Origin of the sequence: Actinoplanes lutulentus (assembly GCF_003259845.1) — a bacterium.
Classification (GTDB): Bacteria; Actinomycetota; Actinomycetes; order Mycobacteriales; family Micromonosporaceae; genus Actinoplanes; species Actinoplanes lutulentus.
On sequence record NZ_QLMJ01000019.1, the window covers coordinates 1 to 24,627 of the forward strand.

At 66.3% G+C, this 24,627-nt stretch carries 22 protein-coding genes and 1 pseudogene; 11 read left to right on the forward strand and 12 right to left on the reverse strand.

All coding sequences use genetic code 11. The annotated features are described in order from the left end of the window. Positions 1 to 238: 238 nt before the first annotated feature. Both B0I29_RS33420 and B0I29_RS33425 read right to left on the reverse strand, forming a co-directional pair. On the reverse strand, positions 239 to 658 hold the full coding sequence (locus B0I29_RS33420; RefSeq protein ID WP_375790642.1) for a DUF6924 domain-containing protein: 420 nt from the start codon (positions 656 to 658) through the stop codon (positions 239 to 241). Positions 659 to 967: 309 nt separating this feature from the next. Beyond that, complete coding sequence (locus B0I29_RS33425) at positions 968 to 1,294, reverse strand: hypothetical protein (RefSeq protein WP_111653139.1); 327 nt, start codon at positions 1,292 to 1,294, stop codon at positions 968 to 970. A 463-nt stretch (positions 1,295 to 1,757) separates the two neighbouring features. Between B0I29_RS33425 and B0I29_RS33430 the strand changes: the two genes are divergently transcribed. Continuing rightward, positions 1,758 to 2,750 carry a hypothetical protein gene (locus B0I29_RS33430; protein ID WP_111653140.1) on the forward strand — a complete coding sequence of 331 codons (993 nt, stop codon included), beginning with the start codon at positions 1,758 to 1,760 and terminating at the stop codon, positions 2,748 to 2,750. Positions 2,751 to 2,834: 84 nt separating this feature from the next. Here B0I29_RS33430 and B0I29_RS33435 read toward each other — a convergent pair whose 3' ends face one another. Beyond that, positions 2,835 to 3,257, reverse strand: coding sequence for a hypothetical protein (locus B0I29_RS33435; RefSeq protein WP_111653141.1), 423 nt, complete (start codon positions 3,255 to 3,257; stop codon positions 2,835 to 2,837). 67 nt (positions 3,258 to 3,324) lie between these two features. On the opposite strand from B0I29_RS33435, the gene B0I29_RS33440 reads away from it, so the two are divergent. The 5 genes from B0I29_RS33440 to B0I29_RS33460 all read left to right on the forward strand — a co-directional run bounded on the left by B0I29_RS33440 (position 3,325) and on the right by B0I29_RS33460 (position 14,924). After that, complete coding sequence (locus B0I29_RS33440) at positions 3,325 to 3,666, forward strand: hypothetical protein (RefSeq protein ID WP_111653142.1); 342 nt, start codon at positions 3,325 to 3,327, stop codon at positions 3,664 to 3,666. A 441-nt stretch (positions 3,667 to 4,107) separates the two neighbouring features. After that, positions 4,108 to 4,344: a hypothetical protein gene (locus B0I29_RS33445; protein ID WP_146616966.1), complete on the forward strand. Its 237-nt coding sequence runs from the start codon at positions 4,108 to 4,110 to the stop codon at positions 4,342 to 4,344. A gap of 280 nt (positions 4,345 to 4,624) precedes the next feature. Beyond that, positions 4,625 to 7,681, forward strand: a complete 3,057-nt coding sequence (locus tag B0I29_RS33450; protein WP_146616967.1) for a P-loop NTPase fold protein — start codon at positions 4,625 to 4,627, stop codon at positions 7,679 to 7,681. A 748-nt stretch (positions 7,682 to 8,429) separates the two neighbouring features. Continuing rightward, entirely contained in the window at positions 8,430 to 14,450 is a 6,021-nt protein-coding gene (locus tag B0I29_RS33455; RefSeq protein WP_245972948.1) for a polymorphic toxin-type HINT domain-containing protein, read from the forward strand. A gap of 72 nt (positions 14,451 to 14,522) precedes the next feature. Continuing rightward, the gene (locus tag B0I29_RS33460; protein ID WP_111653145.1) at positions 14,523 to 14,924 is read left to right on the forward strand and encodes a hypothetical protein; all 402 of its coding nucleotides are present in this window, start codon (positions 14,523 to 14,525) and stop codon (positions 14,922 to 14,924) included. A gap of 454 nt (positions 14,925 to 15,378) precedes the next feature. On the opposite strand, the gene B0I29_RS33465 is transcribed toward B0I29_RS33460, so the two are convergent. Continuing rightward, entirely contained in the window at positions 15,379 to 15,960 is a 582-nt protein-coding gene (locus B0I29_RS33465; protein WP_221402879.1) for a GNAT family N-acetyltransferase, read from the reverse strand. Positions 15,961 to 16,219: 259 nt separating this feature from the next. Here B0I29_RS33465 and B0I29_RS46035 point away from each other — a divergent pair, with 259 nt between their 5' ends. After that, the gene (locus B0I29_RS46035; protein ID WP_181558090.1) at positions 16,220 to 16,477 is read left to right on the forward strand and encodes a hypothetical protein; all 258 of its coding nucleotides are present in this window, start codon (positions 16,220 to 16,222) and stop codon (positions 16,475 to 16,477) included. A 370-nt stretch (positions 16,478 to 16,847) separates the two neighbouring features. Here the strand turns inward: B0I29_RS46035 and B0I29_RS46390 are convergent, their stop codons facing one another. The 3 genes from B0I29_RS46390 to B0I29_RS33485 all read right to left on the reverse strand — a co-directional run bounded on the left by B0I29_RS46390 (position 16,848) and on the right by B0I29_RS33485 (position 18,353). Continuing rightward, positions 16,848 to 17,054, reverse strand: a complete 207-nt coding sequence (locus B0I29_RS46390) for a hypothetical protein (protein WP_220091482.1) — start codon at positions 17,052 to 17,054, stop codon at positions 16,848 to 16,850. 223 nt (positions 17,055 to 17,277) lie between these two features. Continuing rightward, positions 17,278 to 17,889: a hypothetical protein gene (locus B0I29_RS33480; RefSeq protein ID WP_181558091.1), complete on the reverse strand. Its 612-nt coding sequence runs from the start codon at positions 17,887 to 17,889 to the stop codon at positions 17,278 to 17,280. Positions 17,890 to 17,957: 68 nt separating this feature from the next. Then, positions 17,958 to 18,353, reverse strand: a complete 396-nt coding sequence (locus tag B0I29_RS33485; protein WP_111653147.1) for a hypothetical protein — start codon at positions 18,351 to 18,353, stop codon at positions 17,958 to 17,960. Between the two features lie 99 nt (positions 18,354 to 18,452). Here B0I29_RS33485 and B0I29_RS47585 point away from each other — a divergent pair, with 99 nt between their 5' ends. Further along, positions 18,453 to 18,578 carry a hypothetical protein gene (locus B0I29_RS47585; RefSeq protein WP_260329855.1) on the forward strand — a complete coding sequence of 42 codons (126 nt, stop codon included), beginning with the start codon at positions 18,453 to 18,455 and terminating at the stop codon, positions 18,576 to 18,578. A gap of 41 nt (positions 18,579 to 18,619) precedes the next feature. Beyond that, entirely contained in the window at positions 18,620 to 19,342 is a 723-nt protein-coding gene (locus B0I29_RS47590) for a hypothetical protein (protein ID WP_220091483.1), read from the forward strand. Positions 19,343 to 19,749: 407 nt separating this feature from the next. Here B0I29_RS47590 and B0I29_RS46400 read toward each other — a convergent pair whose 3' ends face one another. Next, positions 19,750 to 20,439, reverse strand: a complete 690-nt coding sequence (locus B0I29_RS46400; protein ID WP_220091484.1) for a cation transporting ATPase C-terminal domain-containing protein — start codon at positions 20,437 to 20,439, stop codon at positions 19,750 to 19,752. Between the two features lie 13 nt (positions 20,440 to 20,452). Here B0I29_RS46400 and B0I29_RS47950 point away from each other — a divergent pair, with 13 nt between their 5' ends. Next, entirely contained in the window at positions 20,453 to 20,815 is a 363-nt protein-coding gene (locus tag B0I29_RS47950) for a hypothetical protein (RefSeq protein ID WP_483887904.1), read from the forward strand. Here B0I29_RS47950 and B0I29_RS46405 read toward each other — a convergent pair. From B0I29_RS46405 to B0I29_RS33510, 4 genes and pseudogenes are all read right to left on the reverse strand, one after another. Next, positions 20,756 to 21,472 (reverse strand): annotated as a pseudogene (locus tag B0I29_RS46405) (P-type ATPase actuator domain-containing protein); the annotation flags it as partial. The gene B0I29_RS47950 and the pseudogene B0I29_RS46405 sit on opposite strands and share 60 nt — an antisense overlap. Continuing rightward, positions 21,429 to 21,941, reverse strand: coding sequence for a universal stress protein (locus tag B0I29_RS33500; protein ID WP_111653148.1), 513 nt, complete (start codon positions 21,939 to 21,941; stop codon positions 21,429 to 21,431). The gene B0I29_RS33500 and the pseudogene B0I29_RS46405, both read right to left, overlap by 44 nt. A 67-nt stretch (positions 21,942 to 22,008) precedes the next feature. Then, the gene (locus tag B0I29_RS33505; RefSeq protein WP_181558092.1) at positions 22,009 to 22,587 is read right to left on the reverse strand and encodes a flavodoxin family protein; all 579 of its coding nucleotides are present in this window, start codon (positions 22,585 to 22,587) and stop codon (positions 22,009 to 22,011) included. A 101-nt stretch (positions 22,588 to 22,688) separates the two neighbouring features. Next, positions 22,689 to 23,264 (reverse strand): hypothetical protein, encoded by a 576-nt coding sequence (locus tag B0I29_RS33510; protein WP_220091485.1) that lies wholly within the window; start codon positions 23,262 to 23,264, stop codon positions 22,689 to 22,691. Positions 23,265 to 23,755: 491 nt separating this feature from the next. On the opposite strand from B0I29_RS33510, the gene B0I29_RS33520 reads away from it, so the two are divergent. Continuing rightward, positions 23,756 to 24,604 (forward strand): slipin family protein, encoded by an 849-nt coding sequence (locus B0I29_RS33520; protein WP_111653151.1) that lies wholly within the window; start codon positions 23,756 to 23,758, stop codon positions 24,602 to 24,604. Positions 24,605 to 24,627 lie beyond the last annotated feature (23 nt).

A 24,627-nucleotide genomic window follows, 5' to 3' on the forward strand; every position in this document is an offset into this window, starting at 1 on the left:
CACAGATGACCAAGTCTCGCCAAAATCTGCCGAGCGCGCGCCGATGTGATCGGAATATTTTGACAAGATCAATCACGCAAGAAGGGACAGAACCCAGTGTCAGCGCCAGATCTATCCGTTCTTGAGCGCCACTAACTTTCGCCGCGAACTCGTGTCGGTGAGTTTCGGCGCCACCGTCATTTCACATTCAGATGAGCCTGGTCCCCGACGGCGCGAGAGCCTCGGCGAGGCCCGTGTGTTAGTCGAAGCCTCGGTAGGTTCCGGTCGCGTCCACAGCGTCAGCGAAGTCGGCGAAATCCATGTTGGCGATCGAAAGGTTCGCCGAGACGTCGGCGTAGAACTGCACCGGAACGCGGAAGCTGCGGCCTGGTTCGGTGTCCAGATCAACTGCGAGAAGCGGGTGCTCGTCATCAGCCAGAGTCTTCGTGTCGACGACAAACAGGTAGAACACCTTGTAGTCGATGTCGGCGGTGGCGTCTGCGTCAACGAGTTGTTGGACCGTCGCGCCGGCATAAACGGTGTCGCTGACGAAGGTGGCCATCCGGTAGTCACCGATCCTGCTCAGATTCTCCATGAAAGCTTCCCAGCGACGATCGTCATCGAAGTTCGTGCGAAGGACTAGCGAGGTCAGGTCATCGGATTGAGGCAACGGCTGCACCGGAAGATCATCTCAGGTGTAGAGCACAGCGCAGGGCGCTGACCTTGTCTGCGAAGACTTCTTCGCCGCCGCTGGACCCGCTGTCCACCACGAGGTCGACGACCTGCTGCAAGCAAAGGCACATCACCGGCGGACCTGGATGGCTGATCGACATGCTCGTACTCACCCGCCAACGCCTCGAGACCTCAGCCGAACCCGACAGATCACCCCGGACAGGCGGCCGGCTCGCGCGAGAGTGGCGCTCGACCTCACCGACATTGATCAAATCGAGCCGCCCAACTTTGCTGCCATCTTGTGCCCTGCGGGCGCCTACTTCCCAGCCGGCAATGATGACGTCGGCGCGATGATGGCGTAGGCCGAAGGGACGTCGGACTGGTCCCCTTGCAAGTAGACAACGATCTGCTCGCCGGGCAGCGTGCCCACGACGTTCACCGTCACCGTTCCGTCGCAGGGGATCTCAGCGGTGGCAATCGGATCATCAGAAGCGCCGGCCCTGCCGCTGCGTACCTCGACTGTCAGCGTCCTACCCGAGGTCGCCGATGTGCAGGCAGCCTGCACCCCGTACTGCTGTCCGGCACGTGCAGTGCGGCGCACGGTGGTCTCGCCGGCAGGGTGTCCGTCCTTCTGCGTGAGCACTCTTCGAGACAGCTCACCGAGGACGGCGGGAGGCGGGTTCAGCCGCGCCAGCGGTGTGGTGCTGGTAGCAGCTGAGGGCATCTGGGACGGTCGGTTCTCATTCTGAGGCGACGTGGACGGCTTCGATCCCGGGGCCGGGCCGTTCGTGCATCCCGCGATGGTGACAGCTGCTGTTACCGCCATAAACAGGGCTACCGTCAGCGAACTCGACATGCGCTCATCACTCCAACCTGACAGCGAACCGGTGACAAACACACTGAACTGCCGCAAGTCGCGTCACGGATCGTGACGGCCATCAGCACCGACCGGTTCACGCTCGTGCCGAGTAGAAGGGCATCGGCTCGGCGACCGTGATATCCCTGGCGTTCACGAACGAGTGGAGAACCAGCCACCAATGGTGCGGGCCGGGTTAATGCGCGGTCGCGCCTATGCGATCATCAGGCCATGACGATCAGAAAGGCCAATGGCCGCTAACCGCCGGCTCGCGCTCCACGCGGCGCTTCCGGATCATTACTCTCATCTCGAGGTCATGGCCTCGACTATCGATCATGGCGGTCGGCTCGTCTCTCTGGTCGCCAATCCAGCGCAGGAATTCGTTGCTGTCCCGTACTTCACTAAGCTGCGCCCACCACCGCGTTACGACGCAACGGCTCTCATATGTCATGGGGCCGAGGTTCGTGAGATCCCGCTGAAGGGTCTCGACCTCTGGTTCAACGGCATCGACTCTCTCGGCGACGGCGTCGTGTTGTCTGCTGCCCGCTGTGCCTCGCCCGGGGTCTCCTACGAACGTTACGGTGAACCGGTGCCGGAAGAGGAGCTGACCCTCACTACGAACGTGCGGGTGGTCGATAGCCGCGGTCAGACACAAGCGGCCTTCTACGCAGGCGACGGCGTTGAAAAACTCATGACTGATGCTCGCGGTCACATTTGGACTAGCTACTTCGATGAGTCGAGCTACTGGTCTCGCAACCCGGACGGCACCCGCTCGTACGGCTTCATGATCGGCTTGGCACGGTGGGACCACAATGGCGGCGAACCGTGGATGGTGTCATCCGATACCCCGGACGTGCCTTGGTGCGACTGCTACGCACTGAATATCGGCTGTGAGCAGATCCATGCTTGTCCGTATCCCGACTTCGCCGTGGTTGAGCTCGATTCGAATGGTGTCCGGGCCGTCATCGATAACACCATCACCCGATGCAATGGGCTCGCCGTCACGAGCACGGAGTTTGCTTTCCTTGACCAGTACAAAGACGGTGACGGATTCCGGTGGGATATTCGTCGAGGCCGCCGAGACGGGGCGATCATCATCGAGTATGACCGCGAGCACCTGGTGTTGCCGGACGGCCGGCAACCATCAGGCTGGGCACGTGGCAAGGTCGGCCGCGACGAAATGCTTTGGTTACAGGTGGATGGAGACCGCCGCCGTTGGTACCGGTACGAGATCGACGCGTAAACTTTTGCCATTGCGACCAGAGATCCTCGGTTGCCGCGATGGAATCAGATCAACAAATCGGAAGCACTTCCGCGTGCCGTGCGCTCAACCGCTGTCAAGGCGTGGCGTGGATGGTATCGAGAGCTTTACTCGCATGGCTTCGACCCAGACGTTCGGTCGGCCTTCGTAATGGTCTGTCAGCCGCGATTCGACGTGTTCCTTCGGCCAACTGGCCTGGCGTTCCAGACCGATGCACTCTTCGCGCGGCACGGACAGGCGTGTGGATACGCCTGGCTCGATGATCGAGCATGTGCCGTTGAAGATGTCTTGGTGGAATACCGTCGGGATGGCAGGCAGGTTCTGTTCCGGAAGTCGCAACAGCACGGTCCCCCAACGTCCGGTGGAGTAGGCGGCGCGGTCGACGCCGATGACGAACAGCGGCCGGCCGGAACACAGGATGGGTAGCTCGGCCTGCTCCGGGTCACGCTCGCATCCGTAGAACGCTATGAAAGGTTCTCTCGCGGTCATGACGGCGAGAGCGCGATGTGCGCCGGCCGGTACCAGCAGAACGGACCCTGGAGTGAATCGAACCCTCATGCGCGCCTTCCTCGGCTCCGCCGCTCCCGCAGCCAAATACGTGCTGCTCATCTTGCCCGTACGTATGCTCAAGCACGTCGACGACGTCTTCCGGATACGTATCGTCGATACCCGACTCGAGGCCGTACATGGGCTGTTCACCCGCAGTGACGAACGGGTAATGCAGCCGTTTCTCGACATCCTGGAGTCACCAGCGGAGCCCTCCAATCCCGGGTTGGTGTCCGAGGCGCTGCGCGCTCTCGCGACTGCCACGGTGAGTCCCCGACTGCGCCCCCATCTGATGGCTGCCTTCTGGACGATCCGATCGATAAGTAGCCCGTCAACATCCAAGACGCCTTGATGAAGTACGGCGAGCAACTACTGCGCTGATCGGCTCTATGTCTCCGCCGCGATCTCGTTCGCAGGCCGTCGCCGGATGACGCTTGGGCCGCCGTAGCTGCAACATCGGGAGCGCCGGGAATGCGGATCAACGCGGTCAGGTGCGCTCTTTCAACCGTGAACCGCTCGACAGGCACGGTGGCGGTCGGCACGCGGCTCGGCTGGTCGGGCCGAATTGAGTACATCCTTGAAGCCCCATGTATAGAAGGCGCTGTGGAAGGCTCGGCAGTACTGCTACTTCTGGCTCGCCAGTAAAGCCATCACAGCCGAACAGATTACGGACCATGTCGGACTCGAACCTAACCGCAGTCATGGGAAGCCGTCGGACGTTGCCACGGGTGGTCCCCGCCAATCATCGGTGGGAGATCTACTATCAGACGCACGGACCGATCGATGAACAAATGTGCGCCGTTCTCGCTCGTATCGCGCCCGCGCCGATCGGGTGCGAGCCCTCGTCGACGGCGGCGACGTCGAGGCGGGCCTGATGCTGGTCCGCTGGTTCGATGATCCAGACAGCAACGCGCTGGGCTGGTGGCTCATCCGCGAGCAGATCCAACTACTCGCACGGATGGGCGCAACCGTCGAATCAGACGAGTATGCGGCCACGCAGGGCGTCACCGGAACCCATACCTCAGGCTAATTCTGATCGTCGGGCATGGCTTCTTCTCCGGCAGGTCACCGCATCCGGTCCGCTCTCTGCCCGCGCAACACCGATTACCGGACCCAGTGGGGTAGATGCTCAGATATCGCTATACCATTCATGAACTATAGTCGACCTTCCTGCACAATGCAGCAAAAGCCGCAAATGCACCTACCAGATGACGCCGATCCCTCGGCTCGGTGACCGACTTCGGTTCTTCAAAATGGTTAATCAGGACTAGTACATCGGCCGGTGATTCAAGCCCTGGGAGGGAATTCACGTGGGAGATGCCCAGAATCTCGTCGAGGTTGTCTACGCGGATGATTCCCGCTCATCTCACTCCGGTTACCACCTCGGTGGCGGGTTGATCTTGACAGTCCCAAATGCCGGGGATGAGGTGGGACACCCGGTCGAAGTGCTCTCGGCGGCCACCGAATCGCTCAGCGGCCGGATTGCCTGGATCGCCGCCGGCCAGATGAATGCCGCCCTGATTCAGCTGGATTCACCTCTGCCACGACTCGGGGATACCCCGGTCCGGTGGGGAATCCTATCCGAAGGCACGATGGCCGTCGAATGCGAAGTGGCGGGAATCTCCTCACCACAGCGAGCCCTGCGACGGATGATTGGCACCGCCATCCCCCTAACCGGCTCTCAGCCGGGCCTGCTGACCATCGCCATCCAGCCGTCCGATGATTCCGCCCAAGCCGGCGAATCGCCTTGGCAGGGATTTTTCGGAGGTCCGGTATGGTCCGGGGATTATTTGATCGGGGTCACCTCGCGGGCGCAAATAACTCCTGAGGGCGAGCGGCTCGCGGCTGTCCCAGTCGCCGCATTCGCCCACAATCAGGCTTTCCTCGACCTGGTCACCGGCGCTACGGGACGACCGCCTCATCTGGAGATCCTGAATGTTTCTGCCGTCCAGGATCAAAAAGATCCGATTACCTTCGACGTTTTTCTCTCCTACGCCAACCGGGACATCCCGCTGGCATCCCGGATGGATTCTCAGCTGTCGCGGGCCGGGCTGAACGTATATTTCGCCGAACGCCTCGTCGAAGAGGGGACCAACCTCGACGAGGAGCTGGCCGAAGGTGTTCGCCAGTCGAAATCCCTGGTCGTTATTGTCAGTGCCGAGTTCGCTCCGGACTCCTGGGTGCTCCGGGAAATCTCGATGGCACAGAAGGCATCCTCGGCACCGTCACTCATCATCCCGGTACGGGTAGGAGGTGCCAAGCTACCGCCGGCGCTCATGCCGTATCTGGGGCTCGATCTTGCCGAACCCACAGACGAAGCGGAGTTCGCCTCGGTCGTCGCACGAATCGTCGCCACGCTGAGGGGCGGCTCGTCAGGAGGTGACGTACCCGCACCTGCAACGGTGACAGCGACCGCTTCGGTCGCAAGCGCCAGCGCGCAAGCGTTCAATCCGACCGTGTTGACATCGGCCGGCACATCAGATTCGGTCGACCAGCCGACCGCACTCGACGATGCGGCCGATATCGCAGGCATTGGCATATGGGGGTTCCGCGATCGGCCCGCCCAGCGGGATGCCCTTCGGCGGGACAAGGTCGTCGAGGTCGTCACGGCGATGTTGTGCGAGGGCGGCCCCGCTGACTCCGACCCCGAGCGACGCGGTCCGACCGTCGTGGCGCTAGAAGGCGCCTGGGGCACCGGCAAGACGACGCTCATGGATCTGATCGAGCAAAAGCTCGGGAAGCAGCGCGATGCCGGACAGTCAGAATCTCCGCAGGCGCCGTCCCGGTTGCGGGCGTGGCGTGCTGACTTGGCACTGAGCAGTTGGCCGAGATGGCGCCAGGTCTGGGAGAAGAGCATGCGGCGGATGCCAGGCGGCGACACCCCGCTGACCGCCCGATTCGAGCCGTGGACCTACCAGACCGGTGAACAGGTATGGGCTGGTCTCGCCGCTACGTTGCTCGAATCGGCGGAGATGACCATCGGCTGGCACGACCACGCCAGGGAACGTTATTGGTTCCAGCGCAACTCCAAACGGCTCGACGCGCAACAGCTACGGCAGTCGCTGCGTCGCCGAGTGGTGTCCCCCCTCTTCAAAGTCGGCGTCTTCGCCCTGATAGTCCCGATCGTGTCCCAATTGGCTCGGGCCACAGACACCGACTACACGCTCGGCGATTGGGTGTTCGCCGGGGTCAACGTCGCTCTCCTGGTACCGACCCTGCTGTTGGCGGGCGCGCTGCTGCACACCGCTGTCCGATGGTTTCGTCCGGTCGCCACCATGTTGCCTACCGAGCTGTTCCACAAGCCGGTGCTCAGCACGGCGCTCAGCCCAGCGACCACCGCCAAGGCGGACCCTGCGATGCGAGACCCTTACTACCGGGCGCATGCCGGCTACCTGTACCTGCTGCAGCATGATGTGTTCCACGTCCTTGGCGACATCGACCATGAGCTGATCGTCTTCATCGACGATCTCGACCGCTGTGGCGCCAAGACCACCGCGGACGTGTTCGAGGCGATCAACATGTTCCTGACCCGGCACTTCCCGACGACGCGGTTCGTGATCGGCCTGGACGCCGCTGCGGTGGTCGCGCACCTCGATGACACTTACAGCGCGCTGGCCAACCAGAAACAGATTCGCACCGACGCGGACCCCACTGTGGGGTGGAGTTATCTTCGCAAGCTGATCCAGTTGCAGATTCCGGTACCGGGCATCCCGGACGACCTGGTGCCGGAGATCCTGGCCGGGCTGCTGACCACGAAAGGTGAGTACGATCAGGCTCGGACGATTCTCGCCCAGACACGGAGCTCAGCCGACGACGACTCAGCGGTTTCTACCCCCTCGTCCGTAGACGTCGGCCTCGTCGTTTCCGTAGCGGAGCCCGCCTCCGGGCAACCGGCCGAGGGCGGTACCTCGGCCACCGAGACGATCATGCCGGCCGTCGTCCGCACCCTGGAACTTGACCGCGAGGTCCGAGCGCTGCTGGTGGAACGACTGACGGCCCAGCCGAATCTGTCCGTCCGCGAGGCCAAACGGTTGCTGACCACGTGGCAGTTCTATGTGCACCTAGTCGAGCTGCTCGCACCAATGACCGGCGCCGGGTCGGTCCAGCGAGCCCGGCATCTCATCATTCTCTCCGAGATTCTCGTTCGCTGGCCCGCGTCGCAGCGGCGCCTGTTAAGCCGCGTCAAGGGCGAACACGGCCTTGTCCTACTGGCCCGATCCACCGGCAGCGAACTGGACTGGGGACGGGCAATCAACGGCCTCGGACTGACTTCCGCTGCCCACCAGAAGGCATGCTCCGGGGTACGTTCACTGCTCCAAACGTACGACGCGACCGCGGTCGCGGAGCTTGCCGCACAACTGACCTGACAGTCGCGACCGGCGCAGCGGGACGTCACCCACCGGCACGACGGGGCAGGCCCAGGCCGGGATCGACACCTACCCGGTCGGCCTGAACCGGGATAGGAGCGGCGGCCGTGTCTACAGTCCCCCACCAGAGGAAGAACACGACTGAAGGGCTGATGCCGTGCTGACGATCCTGCGATCGCACCACGGCATCGCCTTACAACGGCTGTAGCTTTCGCGGGTAGCCCTCGCTTCTAACGCCTGTCCAGCTGATTTCGTGGTTTACCGGCCCGAAGCCGCCAATGGCGTGCGGCCGCCTGGCACCCCCATCAGGCGACACGGCCGGCGGGAGCACGTCGCTCTGCAGTGTTGCGCTCGACTGCTCCGTTAACTCTTCGCCGAGCCAGAGACCCCAGACATGCTCACGTCGCACGATGCGCCCACTACGGAGGCCAAGCACGTCGAGAACCAGAAAACCGAACCAGCGCAGCAAGAGACCTCCGCGACACCCACATCGCTGAGCCCCAGCACGAAGACACCTGCCATCGCAGGCCACCGGAATCTGATCATGGGTCCTCCCCCGTCGGGAGGCCGGGAACAAGCCGCTGCGGAGACATCGAACGCCACAGGCTGTGAAGACACTGTGAAGCACATACCCGGGAGGCGACCACGATGGCAATAGACTGATGTCTATCTTTTTCTGAACGCATATCCATCGACGAACATGATTCCCTCGGCGGGTCGAACTCCTACGGGGGAGGTATGTAGATCGATGTCCAGCCACCGTTTCCCGCGCGCCCGCCACATGGCGGCGTTCTGCGCGAGCCTACTCGTCTTCACCCTGGCGCCACCCGTCTCCATCCCCGCACGAGCGGAACCCGGAGCGGTTCCCCAGGTCACCGAGGGTACCGATCCGCAACAGCGCGGCCTGCCACCCAACGCCGCTTCGACGGCCACCGTCGATGAGAGCTCGCGCCCTCCCGTCGTACCCCCTCTGGTTGAAGCCGGCGGAGAGCCGGAGAAGGCCGGGGCACAGTTGCGCGCGGCGCAGCAGCTGGCTCCCGGTGAAGCCTTCCGTGATCTGCTGCTGCGTCCCGGATTCGTCGTCGGGGACACGTCGCTCGTCGTCTATTTCAACACCGCCGACGAGGGCTTCGAGACCTGGCGGGTCGACCTGTTCGACGTCGAGTCGAACACCAAGCAGGAGTCGATCACGCTCGGCAAGGACGTGCTCGAGGACAGCAAGTGCGAGCAGCCGCGCAAGTACTGCAAGTCGCTCGGCGCGGCCGAGGGCTGGCAGCTCGACCCGCAGAAGCAGTACTTCGTCACGCTCACCGGCATCTACCCGGACGGTGAGGTCCCGTCGGCGGCCTCCGACCAGGCCGCGCCGCGAGCCACCGTCGACCCTCCGGCCGTGCCGGACCGTCAGGCGGCCGGCTGCGGCTGCAGCGTGGCACTCGGGATGACCGACGCGAGCCAGGCCATCCGCGCCAACGGCGTGAGCACCGGAACCGGCGCGTTCACCCGCGCCGAGCAGGACCTGGCGCTCGCCTCGTTCGCGGTCGGCTTCGCCTCCACCCGGACGTACTCGTCGCTCAACACCGGCCCGTCGGCGTTCGGCCCGGGATGGGCGTGGGCGTACGACCTGAAGGTGACAGCGGCCGAAGGCGGCGTGGTGGTACGCGCCGAGGACGGCTCCGACACCCTGTTCGCCGCGAACGGCGACGGTTTCACCCGCCCGCCGGGCGTGCGCTCCACGCTGCGCCGCGCGGGTGACGGCTGGGAGCTGGTCACCCGCAACAACATCGTGTACGCGTTCGACGCGCAGGGCCTGCTCACGTCGATCCTCAACCCGAGGCAGCAGGGCCTGCGGTTCACCCACGGCGTCGACAGCATCACGGTCACCGACGCATCCGGGCACAAGGCGCAGGTCAAGCTGGAGGCCGGCCTGATCCAGTCGATCGGCCTGGAGGACGGCCGCAAGGTCCAGTACTCCTACACCGACGGGCTGCTGACGAAGGTCCGGGACGCGCGCGGCGAGATCTGGCAGTACAAGTACGACACCGCCGCCCGGCTCAACCGGGTGATCGACCCGTTCCATGTCTCCACCGTCGTCAACGAGTACGCGGAGAACGGCCGGGTCACCCGGCAGCTCGACGCGCTCGGCGCGGCCACCACGTTCGGCTGGGACGCCACCAAGCAGGAGTCCAAGACGACCGACGCCGACGATGTGGTCGTCTGGGACGGCTACAAGGGCAACGTGCTGCTCTACACGCAGCGCGGCAACGGCGATACCAACCACCACCGCTACGACGGCACGCTCAACCGCAGCCTGGTCGTCAACGGCAACGCCAACCAGCACGAGACCACGTACGACGCCGCCGGCAACCCGATCGAGCGGTTCGCCCCGCAGCGCCGGTTCAGCGAGAAGGTCTCGTACGACGCCCGCAACAACCCGACCAGCCACGTCGACGCCAACGGCCAGAAGTGGATCGACGAGTACAACGAGTTCGACGAGCTGGTCAAGAGCACCGACCCGGAAGGCCACGTCGTCACGTACGCGTACGACTCCCGCGGCCTGCCGATCAGCGAGACCGACCAGCGGGGCAAGGTCACCACGTACCAGACGATCCCGGCCGGCGAGCGCAACTCCGGTCTGGTCGAGTCGGTGACCACCCCGGAAGGCAGGCGTTCGTCCTCGGTGTACGACAAGTCCGGCCGTGTCGCCGTGTCGTTCGACCCGAGGAACAACGCGACCAAGTTCACCTACGACGACCAGGACCGCGTGATCGCGACCCTGAAGCCGGAACGCCTCACCCCGTCGGTGTCGGTGTACGACGCGACCGGCCGCCTGGTGAAGACGGTGACCGCAGCGGGCGTGACCACCACGCACGCGTACTTCCTGACCGGTCTGCTCAAGACGGTCACCAGCGAGCTGACCACGACCCGGCTGACCTACACGCCGGCCGGGCGGCGACTCACCTCGGCCGTCGACATGAAGGACGAGCCGGACCTGGTGACCAGCTGGACGTACAACCCGAAGGGCCTGGTCGAGACGGTCACCTCGCCGCGCGGCAACGTGCCCGGAGCGACGAAGGCCGACTACACCACCACGTACGTCTACGACCGTGACGACAACCCGATCCAGATCCGCCGCCCGTACCCGGGTGGCAAGGTCGTGGTGAAGGACATCGCTGTCGACGACCTGGACCGGACCACCTCGACGACGAACGGGCTCGGCAAGACGTCGACCTTCGAGCGGTCGAACGCCGGCGAGGTGACGTCGACGACCGACTCGCTGGGCCGCAAGACGTCGCTGGGCTACGACAAGAGCGGGCAGCAGACCTCGATCACCGACTCCGGCGGCAGCCAGACCAAGACCGAGTACGACGCCGCCGGCAACAAGATCAAGGTGACCTCGCCGGTCGGCGGTGTCACCACCTTCGAGTACGACGGCGACGGCCTCCTGATCGCCACGACCGAGCCGCGCGGCAACGTCGAGGGCGCCGACAAGGAGCAGTTCACCACCCACTACGAATACGACGCCGCCGGTAACCAGGTCAAGGTGATCGACGCGCTCGACCACGTGACCAAGTACAAGTACGACGACGCGAACCGCCTCATCGCGACGACCGACGCGAACAGCAACACGACGCGGTACACGTACACCGCCGACGACCAGACCCGGAGCATCACCGAGCCGGACTCGGTGTTCGGCTCCGCCACGGTCTACGACTACGGCAAGGACGGCGTGGTCCAGTCGGTGATCGACCCGCGGGGCAACCGCAGCCGCATCGAGTACGACGAGGCGGGTCGCCCGGTCCGCAGCCTCGACCCGCTGGGCCGCTCGACGAACGTCACCTACGACGCGGAGAGCAACGTCGTCGGCCTGCTGTCGCTGAACACCCTGGAATTCCCGTGGCTGATCAGCGACAAGGAGAAGGCCAAGCGGACCACGGTCGACGAGTACGACATCGTCGGCCGCCGCATCTCCCGCACGCTCGGCACCAGCGGCACCGTCTACCGCTGGGGTTACGACGCCGAGGACCGGACCACCTCCTACGGTGACCCGCTCGGTGTGCGCGATGTGGCGTACGACGACGAGGACCAGATCACGAGCGTGACCCGCAAGGAGGCGGGCCGCTCGGACGAGACGTACACGTACGGCTACGACGTGCGGGGCAACGTCACGTCCCGGCAGTACCCGGACGGCACCGTCGCCGGGTACGGCTACGACGCGGACAGCCAGGTGACCGGGCTGACCACGGGCGACACGAGCTGGTCGTTCGGATACGACGTCGCCGGGCAGCGCACCAGCACCACGCTGCCCTCGGGCGTCGGACTCGTGGAGAACCGCTCCTACGACCAGGCGGGCCGGCTCACCGCGATCGGCACCGAGCGCGTCGGTGACCCGGTGCCCGGTGTGCAGGACCCGGTGTCGCGGTACGACATCAGCCTCGACCCGGTCGGCAACCCGACCCGCGTGATCACCACGCGCGGCGGCGTGGCCGAGTCGGTGGCGTACGCCTACGACGAGAACGACCGGGTCACCTCGGCCTGCTACGCCGTGGCGAGCTGCTCCGGCAAGGACGTGAAACCGGTCGGCCGGATCGACTACACGTACGACCTGGTCGGCAACCGCACGTCGCAGAAGCGGACCGGCACCGCCGGCGAGGACGTGACCACCTACAAGTACGACTCCGCCGACCAGTTGCAGTCCGAGCACCTCGTCGGGCGCGCGAACCTGCGCACCACGACGTACGACTACGACGAGCGTGGCAACCAGGTGAAGGCGGGCGGCGACAAACTCACCTACAACCTAGACAACAGCATCGCCACGGCCGAGGTCAGCGGCGTCAAGACCGCGTACGCGTACGGCGCCGACGGGATGCGGCTGGCCGCCACCACCGACACGTCGGCGCAGCGCTTCTCCTGGGACATGGCGGGCACGCTGCCGCAGATCGGGATCGACACCGTCGAGCAGGGCGGCGCGGTCGTGGAGAAGCGCGCGTTCACCTACGGCCCGGACGACGAGCCGCTCGGACTCATCGATCAGGGTGGAGCCGTTCACTCGTACACCCACGACTGGCTCGGCGGCATCGCGAACATGCTGTCGCCGACCGGGGCGGTCGAGGCCGGCTACGACTACGACCCGTTCGGCAATCCGCGGGTGGGCGAGTCGCTGGCCGGGCAGGAGATCCCGGAGGGTGCGAGCCCGGAGAACCCGATGCGGTTCCACGGCGCCTACCAGGACTCCAGCACCGGTGAGGGCAACTACTTCCTGCGTGCCCGCAACTACGACCCGGGCACCGGCCGGTTCGCCACCCGCGACCCGATGCCGGTGACTCAGGAAGCGACCTCGGCGTACACGTACGCCTCCAACAATCCGCTCGCGTTCTCCGACCCGACCGGTCTGGTCACCGACGCCGGAACCACCGGCGCCACCACCAGCGCGGACGAGGGCACCACGGTCGAGACCGGGCCGTCGCCGGAGGACATCGCCAAGGCCAACCAGCTGCAGTCGAAGAGCACCCTCGACGTCATCCTCGAGGCCGGCGGCCAGGTCCTGATGGAGTTCCTGGGGATCACCGACCTGCTGAACTGTCTCAAGGGTGACCTCGGCGGCTGCGCCATGATGATCGTCGGCGCTCTGCCGTGGGGCAAGATCTTCAAGGCCAAGAAGATCGCCGAGGCGATCTACAAGGCCGGCAAGGCCGTCATCACCTTCTTCCAGGAGATCAAGTGGGCGAAGGCGATCCTGGCCGGAGCCGAGAAGGCGGCCGAGGCGGCCAAGGCGGCAGCGGCAGCAGCGGCCAAGGCAGCGGCGGAGAAGGCGGCCAAGGCGAAAGCCGCGGCCGAGGCAGCCGCCAAGAAGGCAGCCGCCCAGGCACAGGCCCGGGCCAAGGCACAGGCCGCAAAGCTGAAGGCGAAGACGAGGAAGGGCGCGGGCGACGCCAAGTCCGGCCCGAAGGGCTGCAAGGACTCCATGCTGCCCAAGCACAGCTTCACCGGTGAGACCCGGGTGCTGCTCGCCGACGGCTCGTCCGAGACGATCGCCGACCTCAAGCCGGGCGACACCGTCACGGCGACCGATCCAGTGACCGGCGAGACCGGCGCACGCCAGGTCGAACGCACCATCCGCACCGACACCGACAAGGAGTTCGTCGATGTCACGGTCGTCGGCGGCGGCGAGCTCACCACCACCGCGACACACCCGTTCTGGTCGGTGACCAGGAAGGCGTGGGTCGAGGCCGGCGAGCTCAAGGCCGGCGAGCAACTCCGCACCGACGAGGGCGAGAAAATCAAGATCAAGAGCCTTCGAGGGTACGGTGAGAAGCACCGCACGTATGACCTGACAGTGAACGACCTGCACACCTACTACGTGCTGGCCGACAGCAGTCCGGTGCTCGTGCACAACGTCGACGAGCTGGAACTCTGCAAGCAGACGCTGGGCCCCGGCCCCTTCGCCCGCGAGGGCGTCGCCACCACCCGCCGACGGGTCGGCCGCACCCACCCGGAGTACTGGGACAACCAGATCAACGGCATCGCACACGGATGCCACACGTGCGGCGCTCGCCTACCGGGCACCGCCAACGGCGAATGGATCTTCGACCACCAGCCGCCGATCTCCGCCGTCAGCGGGCCCTACCGGGGAACCGGGTACCCGCACTGCGACGGATGCCGGGCGCAACAGGGCGGGATGATGAGTCAGCTCTCCCAGGGGAACTACGACTTCCCGCCGATCCGGCCACTCCTGGACGCCAGGCACCTGAATCTGATCAACCTCGATTAACTACGCGACGAACAGCGCGTGGCCCGTCTGCCTGGCAGGCGGGCCACGCGCCCGGATTGTAGGGTATTGACTGTGGCAGCTGAGTACTCCGGCTTCGTCGGATCCTTCCGCGTTTTCGCCCAGCACGGCCTGCTGATCTTCCGAGACGTGCGGTCCGCGGACACCCACGACGGCTTCGACGGCAAGGTCCCGGTGCACGCCCGACCCGACTCGATCTACCTGAAGGTCCGCACCTACGTGGACGGCCCGGTGTCTGTCGAGGTCTTCGAGGACGAGTCCGACGACCTGACCCTCGACGGCGCCGTCCTGTTCGACGGCACCATCTCCTCCGAGTACGGCGAGTTCACCCTCCACGACCCGGACGAGTGGATCGCCATGAAGGTGATCACCGACAACGCCGGAGCCGCGCGCCTGCGAGTGTCCGCCGACGCCGAGCGCTCACCCTCCGCCCTCCGGCTCCAGATCTGGTACTGAGTGGCCTAACGACTGCTGCCGTTCCCGGCATCCGCTGCGGTAGGAAGCGCCTCTATGGACGCTGTGGATACCCTCGCACAGGGCGGGGCCAGTCTGTGGAGTGTCGTCACGGTCGGCGGCGGCCTCGACCACGCCACCAGCGCGACGCGTTCGATCAAGCTCGTGCTCAAACCAGAGCTGGACGAGCGTATCCGACGGGCGAGCCGCAATGGGTCTTCACAGCAGACCACCAGGCCACCGCACTCGACGTGGACGGCGATTTCGTCTACGTCGCGTTCAACTCGGGGGAACTGGTCATCCTGCGGGCCACAACGGAACTGTGCAGGTGCGCCAGCAGTTGCGGGTGAACGGCCATCGAGTAGTTCCGCTTTCCCTGGCCCGGATAGGGGCGAACCGATCGGCACCATGGACGGCCGGGTACTCGACTGTCGGGTCATGCCTGGTGTTCACGGAGTCAACGCTGCTCCCACTGCTCCTTGGTGATCTCGTATCGGACGCCGCCACGTTCGGAGCCCTCGACCATCTGCATGTCGGGCGGGGTGTCGAGGGTTCCCGCCAGCGTCATACCGGCCTTCTCCATCACCTTGCGGGAGCCGTCGTTCAGCGCCATCGTCGCGGCCCAGACCAGGTTCACGTCAAGCTCGGTGAACCCCTTGGCCAGCAGTGCCCTTGAGCCCTCGGTGGCGTACCCCTTGCCCCACTCTGCCTGGCGCAGCCGGTAGCCGAGTTCGACCTCGTCCAGCGGGCCGTCCACCTCGGGGCGCAGGTGGAACCATCCGACGAAGGCGCCGCTGGCCTTGTCGTGCGCCGCGAACAGCCCGAAGTTGCCGTTCCACCGCTCGTAGCCGGAGAGGATTCTCGGCAGGCCGCGCTCGCGGTAATACTCCGGTGCGGTCGGCTCGCCGCCGGTCAGATAGCGCATGACCGCCGGGTCGCTGTCCAGTTCGGTCAGTAGGTCCGCGTCGTCAAGGGTGAAATGACGCAAGGTCAGGCGTTCGGTGTCCAGGTAGGCGATCACGAGCGCATGGTGGTCCATGCGGGCGAGAATGACCAACGCTTTTCTGGCCGGGTGCTCGGCGAGGCCGCGGAAGTCGAGAATCTGATGGAAGGCTTCCGGGCGCGTGCGCAGCGGCGAGACTCGGCAATATGAGTGTGCGGATCGGTGACGAGATGATGCGGCTGCTCGGTGTGCTGCGGCATGAGCCGACGGGCAAGTGGGTTCGGGCTCGGCTCGGGGGCCGAATCGTGGCCGACAGCCGAGCGGCGAGCGTCACCCGGGAGAACGGATCCCGAGGATGCGAGAACACCGGCTCGTCCTCCTCTGTCCAGTCGAACGCACCGAAGTCGAACACGATGTAACCGGCAAGATCCGGATCCTCTGGCCGGAACGCGGCACGTTCACGGAGATGGTCGCCAACGCGGACGTCGAACGCGGTCTAGCAACCCGGTTCGACAAACTCGGCGTCAACTATCGCGCCACCCTCGACCTGGTCGAACTACTCGACTGGCTGCGCGCAGTCCCCGATGGGCATGATCCGCGGGACAGAACCTAGCCGCCAGCGTCGCGGTGAGCGCAAACCAGCGCCCGGCCCTGATCCTGATCAACGTCTTCGACCTCCCGGGAGACCATCGGCCACACGCCCCGGCTGCTGAGCCGACCGGTGCCGCCCGTCGCGCAGTGTCGCTGCGTGGCGAGGTGACGCGTTGTCATAGCCCCCCATTCACGGTTCGCCCGGTCGAGGTATGCGTGCGAGGTCCGGCAGTGGTTCGACTCCTGAGTACAGAACACCTGACATCGGGCATTAGTGACTAGTTGTCTTGAGTTCTCCGGAGATGCCTCGTAGGCAGCCGGTGGTGTCATCGCCGTTATGGCAGCTCAGACGAACACCGCTCCGAAAGGAGTGCCACAACCCCTAAAGTATCCTAGGAGGCTAGATTGAAGGCCCTTCGCTCCCCTGCTTTCATCACGCCTGACTCCACGGCCATGGCGCCGAGCAGTTCAGCGGCCTGGCGCAGCTCGCCGTCGTCGATCGCGCGGACCGCGTCGCCCCCCAAGTTGATCGCCCGCTCGTGTTCCGCGATGTAGTCCCGGATCAGCGGCGTTTCGCGGCATCCGCAGTAGTGGCACATCAATGACTTCTTTCGCCCTGGGCGGCGTCATTCCCACATGACCCCAGGGCTGCCCACGCCCATCGCAGCTTGGACAAAGCCGATATCTCACGCCTATACCCGTCGTACATACACGTGAAAGTCCCTCCTCGGCTGCGTTGCGCAGCTGTGCTGGTTGGGCAAAACGCAGCGATCAGGGCGACAGTCCGCCGGTTGCCGGTCGAAAATGCAGCACGGACGCCCCTCACGATCTCCGTAGACCGGGAAATTCCACGGCCGCGTCCTGCGATGCGAGCTGACCGCGTCGCCGGGCGGCCACGGTCAAGCCGGCATCCCATCCCGGAGCACGGCCGTGGACCGGTGGGCCGATGGTTTCCATCTGGTGGCCGCTGCCGGCCAGGAGCCAGGCGGTCAGTGAGTTGGAGTTCCACATCTCGCCGGCACGGGCTTCGTCGCGGCCCCAGACCAGTGCAGGGGCCAGCGGTGCCAGGCGTAACACCTCGCGTGCCCGGACGGCGTCCGAGCTGACGGTACGCGGGCCGGCTACCACCTCGGCCACGTCGGAGATGGTGCCGTCGCGCCAGCACCGGATCTCGTACCGGAACAGCGGGGAACGTCGGAGCAGCCGCGAACCGACGGGGCCTTCGCGTACGACGCCGCGGTCGGCAGTGCCGCCACCGAGTACCGGGGTCATCTCGATGACGAAACGTTGCGCATCCAGGCGTACCTGAAGTACGGAGTGGTAGAGGTCGCGGACCGGTCGATGCTCGTGACGTGCTTGGAGGTGTTCGAAGATGCGCCCGTTGAGGCGGATGCAGTGGCCGCCGGCGCCGAGCGGCAGCCAGTAGAGCGTCACGTCGGCAGGCCGCGGTGCCGTGCCTGCCGCGACATCCGGTGTGTTCTCCATAGGTGCCGGCGGCGACGTCATCGGCGCTCGACGACGAGTCGGCGTGCCCCCAGTGCCCGAGACCACCACGGCCGGGAGGTTGTGGTGCCGCTGCGCGTCGGCGGCATGGTCGTTCCTCTGAGGCTGACCCAGCCGCCGGGGCCCATCGTGACCGACCGGATCGCGGGAGGCCGTCGCACTGCTACCGCGATGGCGATCGTAGTCACGGTGAGCGCCGCCGCGGTCAGAGCGGTCACCACGATGCGGGTGACGTCGGTGGCCGGCTGGAAGCGCATCCCTTCTGGTGTCATCACGTACGCGCCGACGGTTCGCCGGCCGTGGCGTATCGGCACGATGCTGACGTGGTCGGCAACCGCGGGCTCGGCTCGAAGGCCGGCGTCGGGAGGGTTCGCAGAGCCCGTCAGGTACGTCATGCGGTGCCTCTCTCCAGGTTGGCGGGCGGGAGGGTGTCCTGATCTGGTGTGCCGAGGCCTGTCGGGCGTCGCCGGAACAGTGGCCGGTAGAGGTAGCAGGTGACCGCTGCCAGCAGCGCCGTCATCAGCGCCGACCCGGCGACGACGGTGGCGGAGGCGTCCGGGTCGTTGCGGGCGGTCATGGTGATCGCCATCCCGGTCACCGAGGCGCCGATCAGGGTGTAGGCGCCGACCAGTGTGTACATCGGTTTGCGGGCCCACTGCTGGTGTCGCAGCGCGCCGATGCCGACGGCGATCGCTGCCGGGACGATGATGCCCAGGTCCATGAACTTGACCAGCCAGAACGCGGTTGGGCTGGACAGGTACTGCATGCTGGTCGGCTGGTCGCGCATCGCGTCGACGAAGTTCGGCAGGTGCAGGCCTATGACGACGAACGCGGCGATGGCCAGCAGCACGGTCCCGGCCGTGCGGTCGGCGCGGGCGGAGGTCGCCGGCAGTCCTTGCGTCGGGGTGCTTTGCCAGGCCCGGATCGCGAGCGCTGCGGCGAGGACGAATACCGCGAGCATCAGTGGGAAGAATCGTTCTATGTTGCCGGGCCAGCGGAGGAACTCGTTGCCGAGGATCAGCTGGGTGTAGGTGTAGACCACGAAAATCGACGGGGCCAGGGCGAGCACGGGCGCGGCCCGGTGCCCGCGCAGTGCCAGGACGCCGACGGCGATCGTGGCCGGGGCGACGACGGCGAGCGCGGCCGCATCGCCGCCGATGATCTGGTTCAGGCTCGTGGGAGAGGTCCGGTAGCGCAGGACGCCCGAGACCAGTGGTCCCAGTACCGCCACGGTCGCCACTGCCGTACCGAGAAGGATCAGTCCCGCGCCGAGCAGGCGGCTTCCCGTTCGGACCACCGCCGGATGGCGCGTCGGCGGCGAAGGATCGTGCGTGACGTGGAAGACCGGATACTGCGCGGCCACGCGGTCGAAGTCGGGCAGTGACGCCTGCGGGTCGATGTCCATGTGCGGCCGGGCTCCGGGAGCGAGAGCGAGATAGCGGCGCAGAATCGGGGCGCGCACGCCGGGGTCGACATCCGTGAGCAGGACGTTCTCAGGTTTCCCGTGATGGATGACGGCATGCCCGCCGGCGGCTCGCACGTTGGCCACCCAGTTCGAGGTGGCCCCCAGCATGGAGACGAGATACCGCTCCCCCTCATGGTCGGCGATGACGAGGGGGAACGTCACGCGCTTGCCGCTACGGCGTCCGGGAACCTCCAGCGTCACCCAGTTGTGCGGCGCCAGCTTCCCGTTGCTGAATTGGAGGGCGGATATCTGGTTCAGGATGCGGGCCAGCCGGTTGGGGCGGCCGTGCTGGTACAGCCACCGGGTGAACTGAACACGGATCGCTGTCACGGGGTTTCTCGATTCTGTGCGACCGGCACGGATCGGCGCCGGGCGACCCAGCGTGCCGCTTCGTCGACACCCCAGACGATGAACGGGAACGGGGCGATGATCGCGAGTTGGGAGGCGCTGAGTGCCGCGGTGCCGAAGATGTCCTGCAGCCACGGTGTGTAGATGACGGCGGCGGTGAAGACCAGTTCGAAGAGGATGCCCCAGAGCAGCAGGGGGTTGCTGAACAGTCCGACGGTGAACAGCGACGCCCGGTCGGTGCGGGCAGCGAACGCGGTGCCGATCTGGCAGGCCACGATCCCGGCGAACGTGATCGTGGTGGCTTGCAGGTAGGCCTGGTGCAGGGCGGTGCCGGGGCCGGTCGGGTCGCCGAGATGCCAGCCGGCACGGGTGAGGGTGTAGAGGTAGCCGCCCATAACCAGCAGCGCGGACACTCCGCCGAGCAGCAGCCAGGCGCGCAGCAGCAGTCTGTGGTCGATGACCCCGGTGTGGCGTGGCCGGGGTGGGCGGTCCATCAGGCCAGGTTCGGCGGGTTCGCGTCCCAGTGCCAGGGCGGGCAGGGTTTCGGTGCCGAGGTCGATCGCGAGGATCTGCAATACCGTCAGCGGCAGCGGGACCGCGCCGCCGGACAGCGCGAAGACCAGGAACGGCACGACCTCGGGTACGGCGTGGGCGAAGATGTAGAGCACGAACTTGCGGACGTTGGCGAAGACCCGCCGGCCGGCGCTGACGGCGGTGACGATGGTGGCGAAGTTGTCGTCGGTGAGGACCGACGTTTGCGACGATCAGGCCGATGGAGAAGCTGATCGCGGCGCTCCAGCCGAGACCGGCCCCGACGCCGATGGGCAGGAACGCCACCCCGACGGCGACCGCCACGACGGCGATGATCCACGTCGCCCGTCGTACCTGGGTCTCCAGCGGGCTGGGCTGCGCGGAACCTCGTTGCGACAGCGCGGCGATGCGGCCGAGTTCGGTGTGCATGCCGGTGCGGGTCACGACGGTGGTGGCTTCGCCGCCGGTGCAGGTGGTGCCGCTGAAGACCAGGTCGTGGGCGTCGAGCAGTGAGCCGGCGATTTCGGTGGACTCGGCACTGCGGTCGGCAGGAACTGACTCGCCGGTCAACGCGGACAGGTCGACAGTGATCGCGCCGTCGATGATGCGGGCGTCGGCGCTGACCCGGTCGCCTTCGGCGATGATCAGAACGTCGCCGGGCACCAGCTCCCGAGCGGGAATCTCGGTGCGGGCGCCGTCGCGGATCACCCGGACAGTGGCGGGCAGGAATGCGGCGAGGGCGTCGACGGCGTGTTCGGCCTGCATCTCCTGGACGAACGCGAAGCCCGCGTTGAGCAGGATCACCGCCACCACGGCAACGGCGAGTGCCGGGGTGCCTCCGGCCCAGGCGAGTCCGGCGGCGACCGCCAGCAGGATGGCAAGGGGCTGGGTGAACTGCGACAGCAACTCGCCGGGCCAGCGCCGGCCGGTGCGCCGGACCAGTTCGTTGGGTCCATGCACGACGGTGCGCCGGGCGGCTTCGCGGCCGGCCAGCCCCTGTGGCGAGGTGCGCAGGTCACGCAGCAGCACGGCGACCGGTTCCCGGGCGTTCACCTCTATATCGGCCAGGTCCGGGTTAATGGTGCGCCCCGGCACGGTCGTTGATGCGGTCATGGTTGAGGCCTCTTCACCTGCCGTTGCCGACAACGCTGGCGTGCTCTGATGCGCCATTCGGGTATCGGTCTGGTACGGGAATGACGACGGTGGGGCAGGTGGCGTGCTGGACGCAGTGCTGACTGACCGAGCCGAGCAGCATGCCGGCGAAGGCGCCGTGGCCGCGGCTGCCGAGGACCATCAGTTCCGCTCCCTTGCCGGCATCCAGCAGGACCTGCGCTGCCGGGCCTCCCAGGACGCGGGTAGTGACGACCACTGGGTTGCCGAACTCGCCCTGCACCTGGGCCACCGTCTCGGCCAGGGATTTCTCGGCGTACCTGATGATGCCGGCATCGTCGATGCCGGTAGGCCGCCATCCGGCGGCGTAGACGTACATGGGCGGCACCTGCCAGGCGGCGACAGCCTCGACGGACCCGCCGGTCAGCCGGGCGTACGCCAGCGCCCAGCGCAGCGCTTCCACTGAGCCGGCAGAGTTGTCGACGCCGACGACGATGCGATGATCCTGTACTGATTCCTGATCGACCATGCCGAACTCCTGACGTGAGGATCCCCGCTCGAAAAGGGCGGGCGCGATGGGCCTGGTTCCAGCGGCCTTATGCCCTGGCGGCCTCGTGCGGTGACGGCCCGCCAGGGCTACCGACGGTGGCCAGCCCCAGCAGCGTCGGTCGGCGGGCGGTGAGCACGGCCTCGGCGAGCGTGCGCGCCCATCGGTACGCCCGCTCCGGCTCGCCGTCGACGAGTGGACCGCTCATGGCCGCCACATGAAAGGACTCGGGAGCGCCGGCCATGTGGCAGCCGAGCACACGTAGCCGCCGGTCGGCCATGCGGGCGGCGGACCCGGGAAGCGATGGCATTTTCATAGAGGTGTCGAACGCCGCCGCGTGCACCCCCGGCAGCCAGGGCGCGTAGTTGAGATAGGCGTGAACTCCGACCCCCGCAGTGCGGGCCTCGGTCGCTTCCTTGCGGGTCGCATGGGCGCGGGTCCGGGGTCGGCTCGGGCTGAACGCATGGGTCGGAGCGCCGACCACGAGCAGATCGATGTCGCCGATTACGGGCATGGTGCGTACGTCGGCGACGGTGACGTCGAAGTCAGCCCGCAAGCCGTCGGCGATGGCGCGGGCGATCACCGCGGTGTTGCCGAATATCGATTCGTACGTGACGAGGGCTTTCATGACGGCCTCCTTACGCCGGTGGATCGCTGCGAATCATCGCGGCGGGCTGGCACACGTGGCGTCGTGCGCCTCCGGGGATCCCGGAAGCGCACGCGGGGTGGTCACGTGAGCCAGGTGTTGCGGCGCACGAGTGAGGTTGCCGCCCATCGGCGGCCGAGTCCCCAGGTGGTGCCGGCGCCGAGTAGCGCGAGCAGGATGAGGACGGCGGCGTAGATGAGGTGGTCGTCCATGAACGGGTTGGTTTCCGGCGGGAGCACCGCCGTCCACATCAAGATCATCAACAGGGCGCCCGCGGCTGCGGCGATGCGCATGCCAATGCCGAGGATCAGCGCGGTGCCGATGCCGAGCAGGGCGATCATGAACAGCGCGTCGACGACGGCGTTGCCGGCCATCGCGTGGTAGATGCCGGCGAAGGGGCCGGTGGCGGCTTTGCCGAGGAATCCGGCGGTGGGGCTGCCGCCGTCGAGCCATGCGTTCGCGGCGGGGGTGCTGCGGCCGAGGCCGAACAGCTTGTCGAGGAACGCCCACAGGAACACCCAGCCCAGCGCGACCCGGATGCCGGCCAGCAGATACCGCGTCACGGCGGTGCGTGTCCCGGTAGCCGATGGTGCGCTCTGCGGGACGGTGGCGGTGCCGGAATAGTTTCTGGCACCGCGTTCTGGCTGTTCAGTGGTCATGATCGGTGAGGATTCGTGATCGTTGGCGATGTTGACCATCGCACTCACATTCCTTCGGAGTGTTCATGGCGCAGGTTCCGCGGCGCGTCGAGCGCGTCCACGGATCGATCGGATAGCGGCACCACCGACTCAGGGCGGCAGCCGTGCTCCTGTGGGACTTCGAGCCGTTCGAGACCACGTCAACAGCGGCAGAATCCACGATCGAGGAGATGTCGACGACGGCGGCGGGCTCATACAGCCACCGGGGGCTCGGGCGACACTTCGACCGTACGCGCATCACGCCGGGACTGCTCGGCCGACCGGCGTCCGCTGCCTGCCGGGGGGGGGAACAGGCGTAGGCTCAGAGTGTCGCCCTGGACCCTGGTGGACTGGTATTTGGCCGCTGCAGGTGTCCCGGCGTTTCTTCGCCCCCGCAGCGATCAGGTGCGTTTCTCACGCGGACTGTTCTCGGGCACAAATATCCGGCTGCGGCCGAAGTCAGGATCTCCACCGTGTGGTACCTGTGGTTAGCCCTCGTCATCCTCCTGCTCCTCGCCTTGGCCGCCCTCGCGGTGAAGGTCGTCAAGCAGTACGAGCAGGGAGTCCTGTTCCGGCTCGGCAAGGTCATCGCCGTCCGCAAGGCTGGCCTCACGGTGATCATCCCGTTCGTGGACGTGCTGAACCGGGTGAGCCTGCGGATCGTCACCATGCCGATCCAGTCGCAGGGCATCATCACCCGCGACAACGTCAGCGTCGACGTATCGGCCGTCGCCTACTACCGGATCGTCGACGCCGAGAAGTCGGTCGTCGCGATCGAGAACGTCGGCGCGGCGATCAACCAGATCGCCCAGACCACCCTGCGCAAGGTCGTCGGCCAGCACACCCTCGACGAGACGCTGTCCGAGACTGACCGGATCAACATAGACATCAAGACGATCCTGGACGTCGCCACCGAGGACTGGGGCGTACAGGTCACCCTGGTCGAGCTCAAGGACATCCAGCTGCCCGACAGCATGAAACGAGCCATGGCCCGGCAGGCCGAAGCCGAACGGGAGAAACGCGCGAAGATCATCGCCGCCGAAGGTGAGGCCCTGGCCGCCGACGCGCTGGGATCGGCCGCGGACATCATGATGGCCCACCCGCTCGCGTTGCAGCTGCGCAACCTGCAAACCCTCGTCGAGCTCGGCGTCGACAAGAACAGCACCGTCGTGTTCCCGGCCCCGCTGATGAGCACGATCGGCGAACTCGGCACCTTCCTGGCCCGCGAGAACAACGCGGCGGCCGCTGTCGCACCGCCCGCGTCCGGCCACGACGTCACGCCACTCATCAACGGCACCCCGCGTGCGACGGCAACCTCTTGAGTACCCCGCACACGACCCCGGCC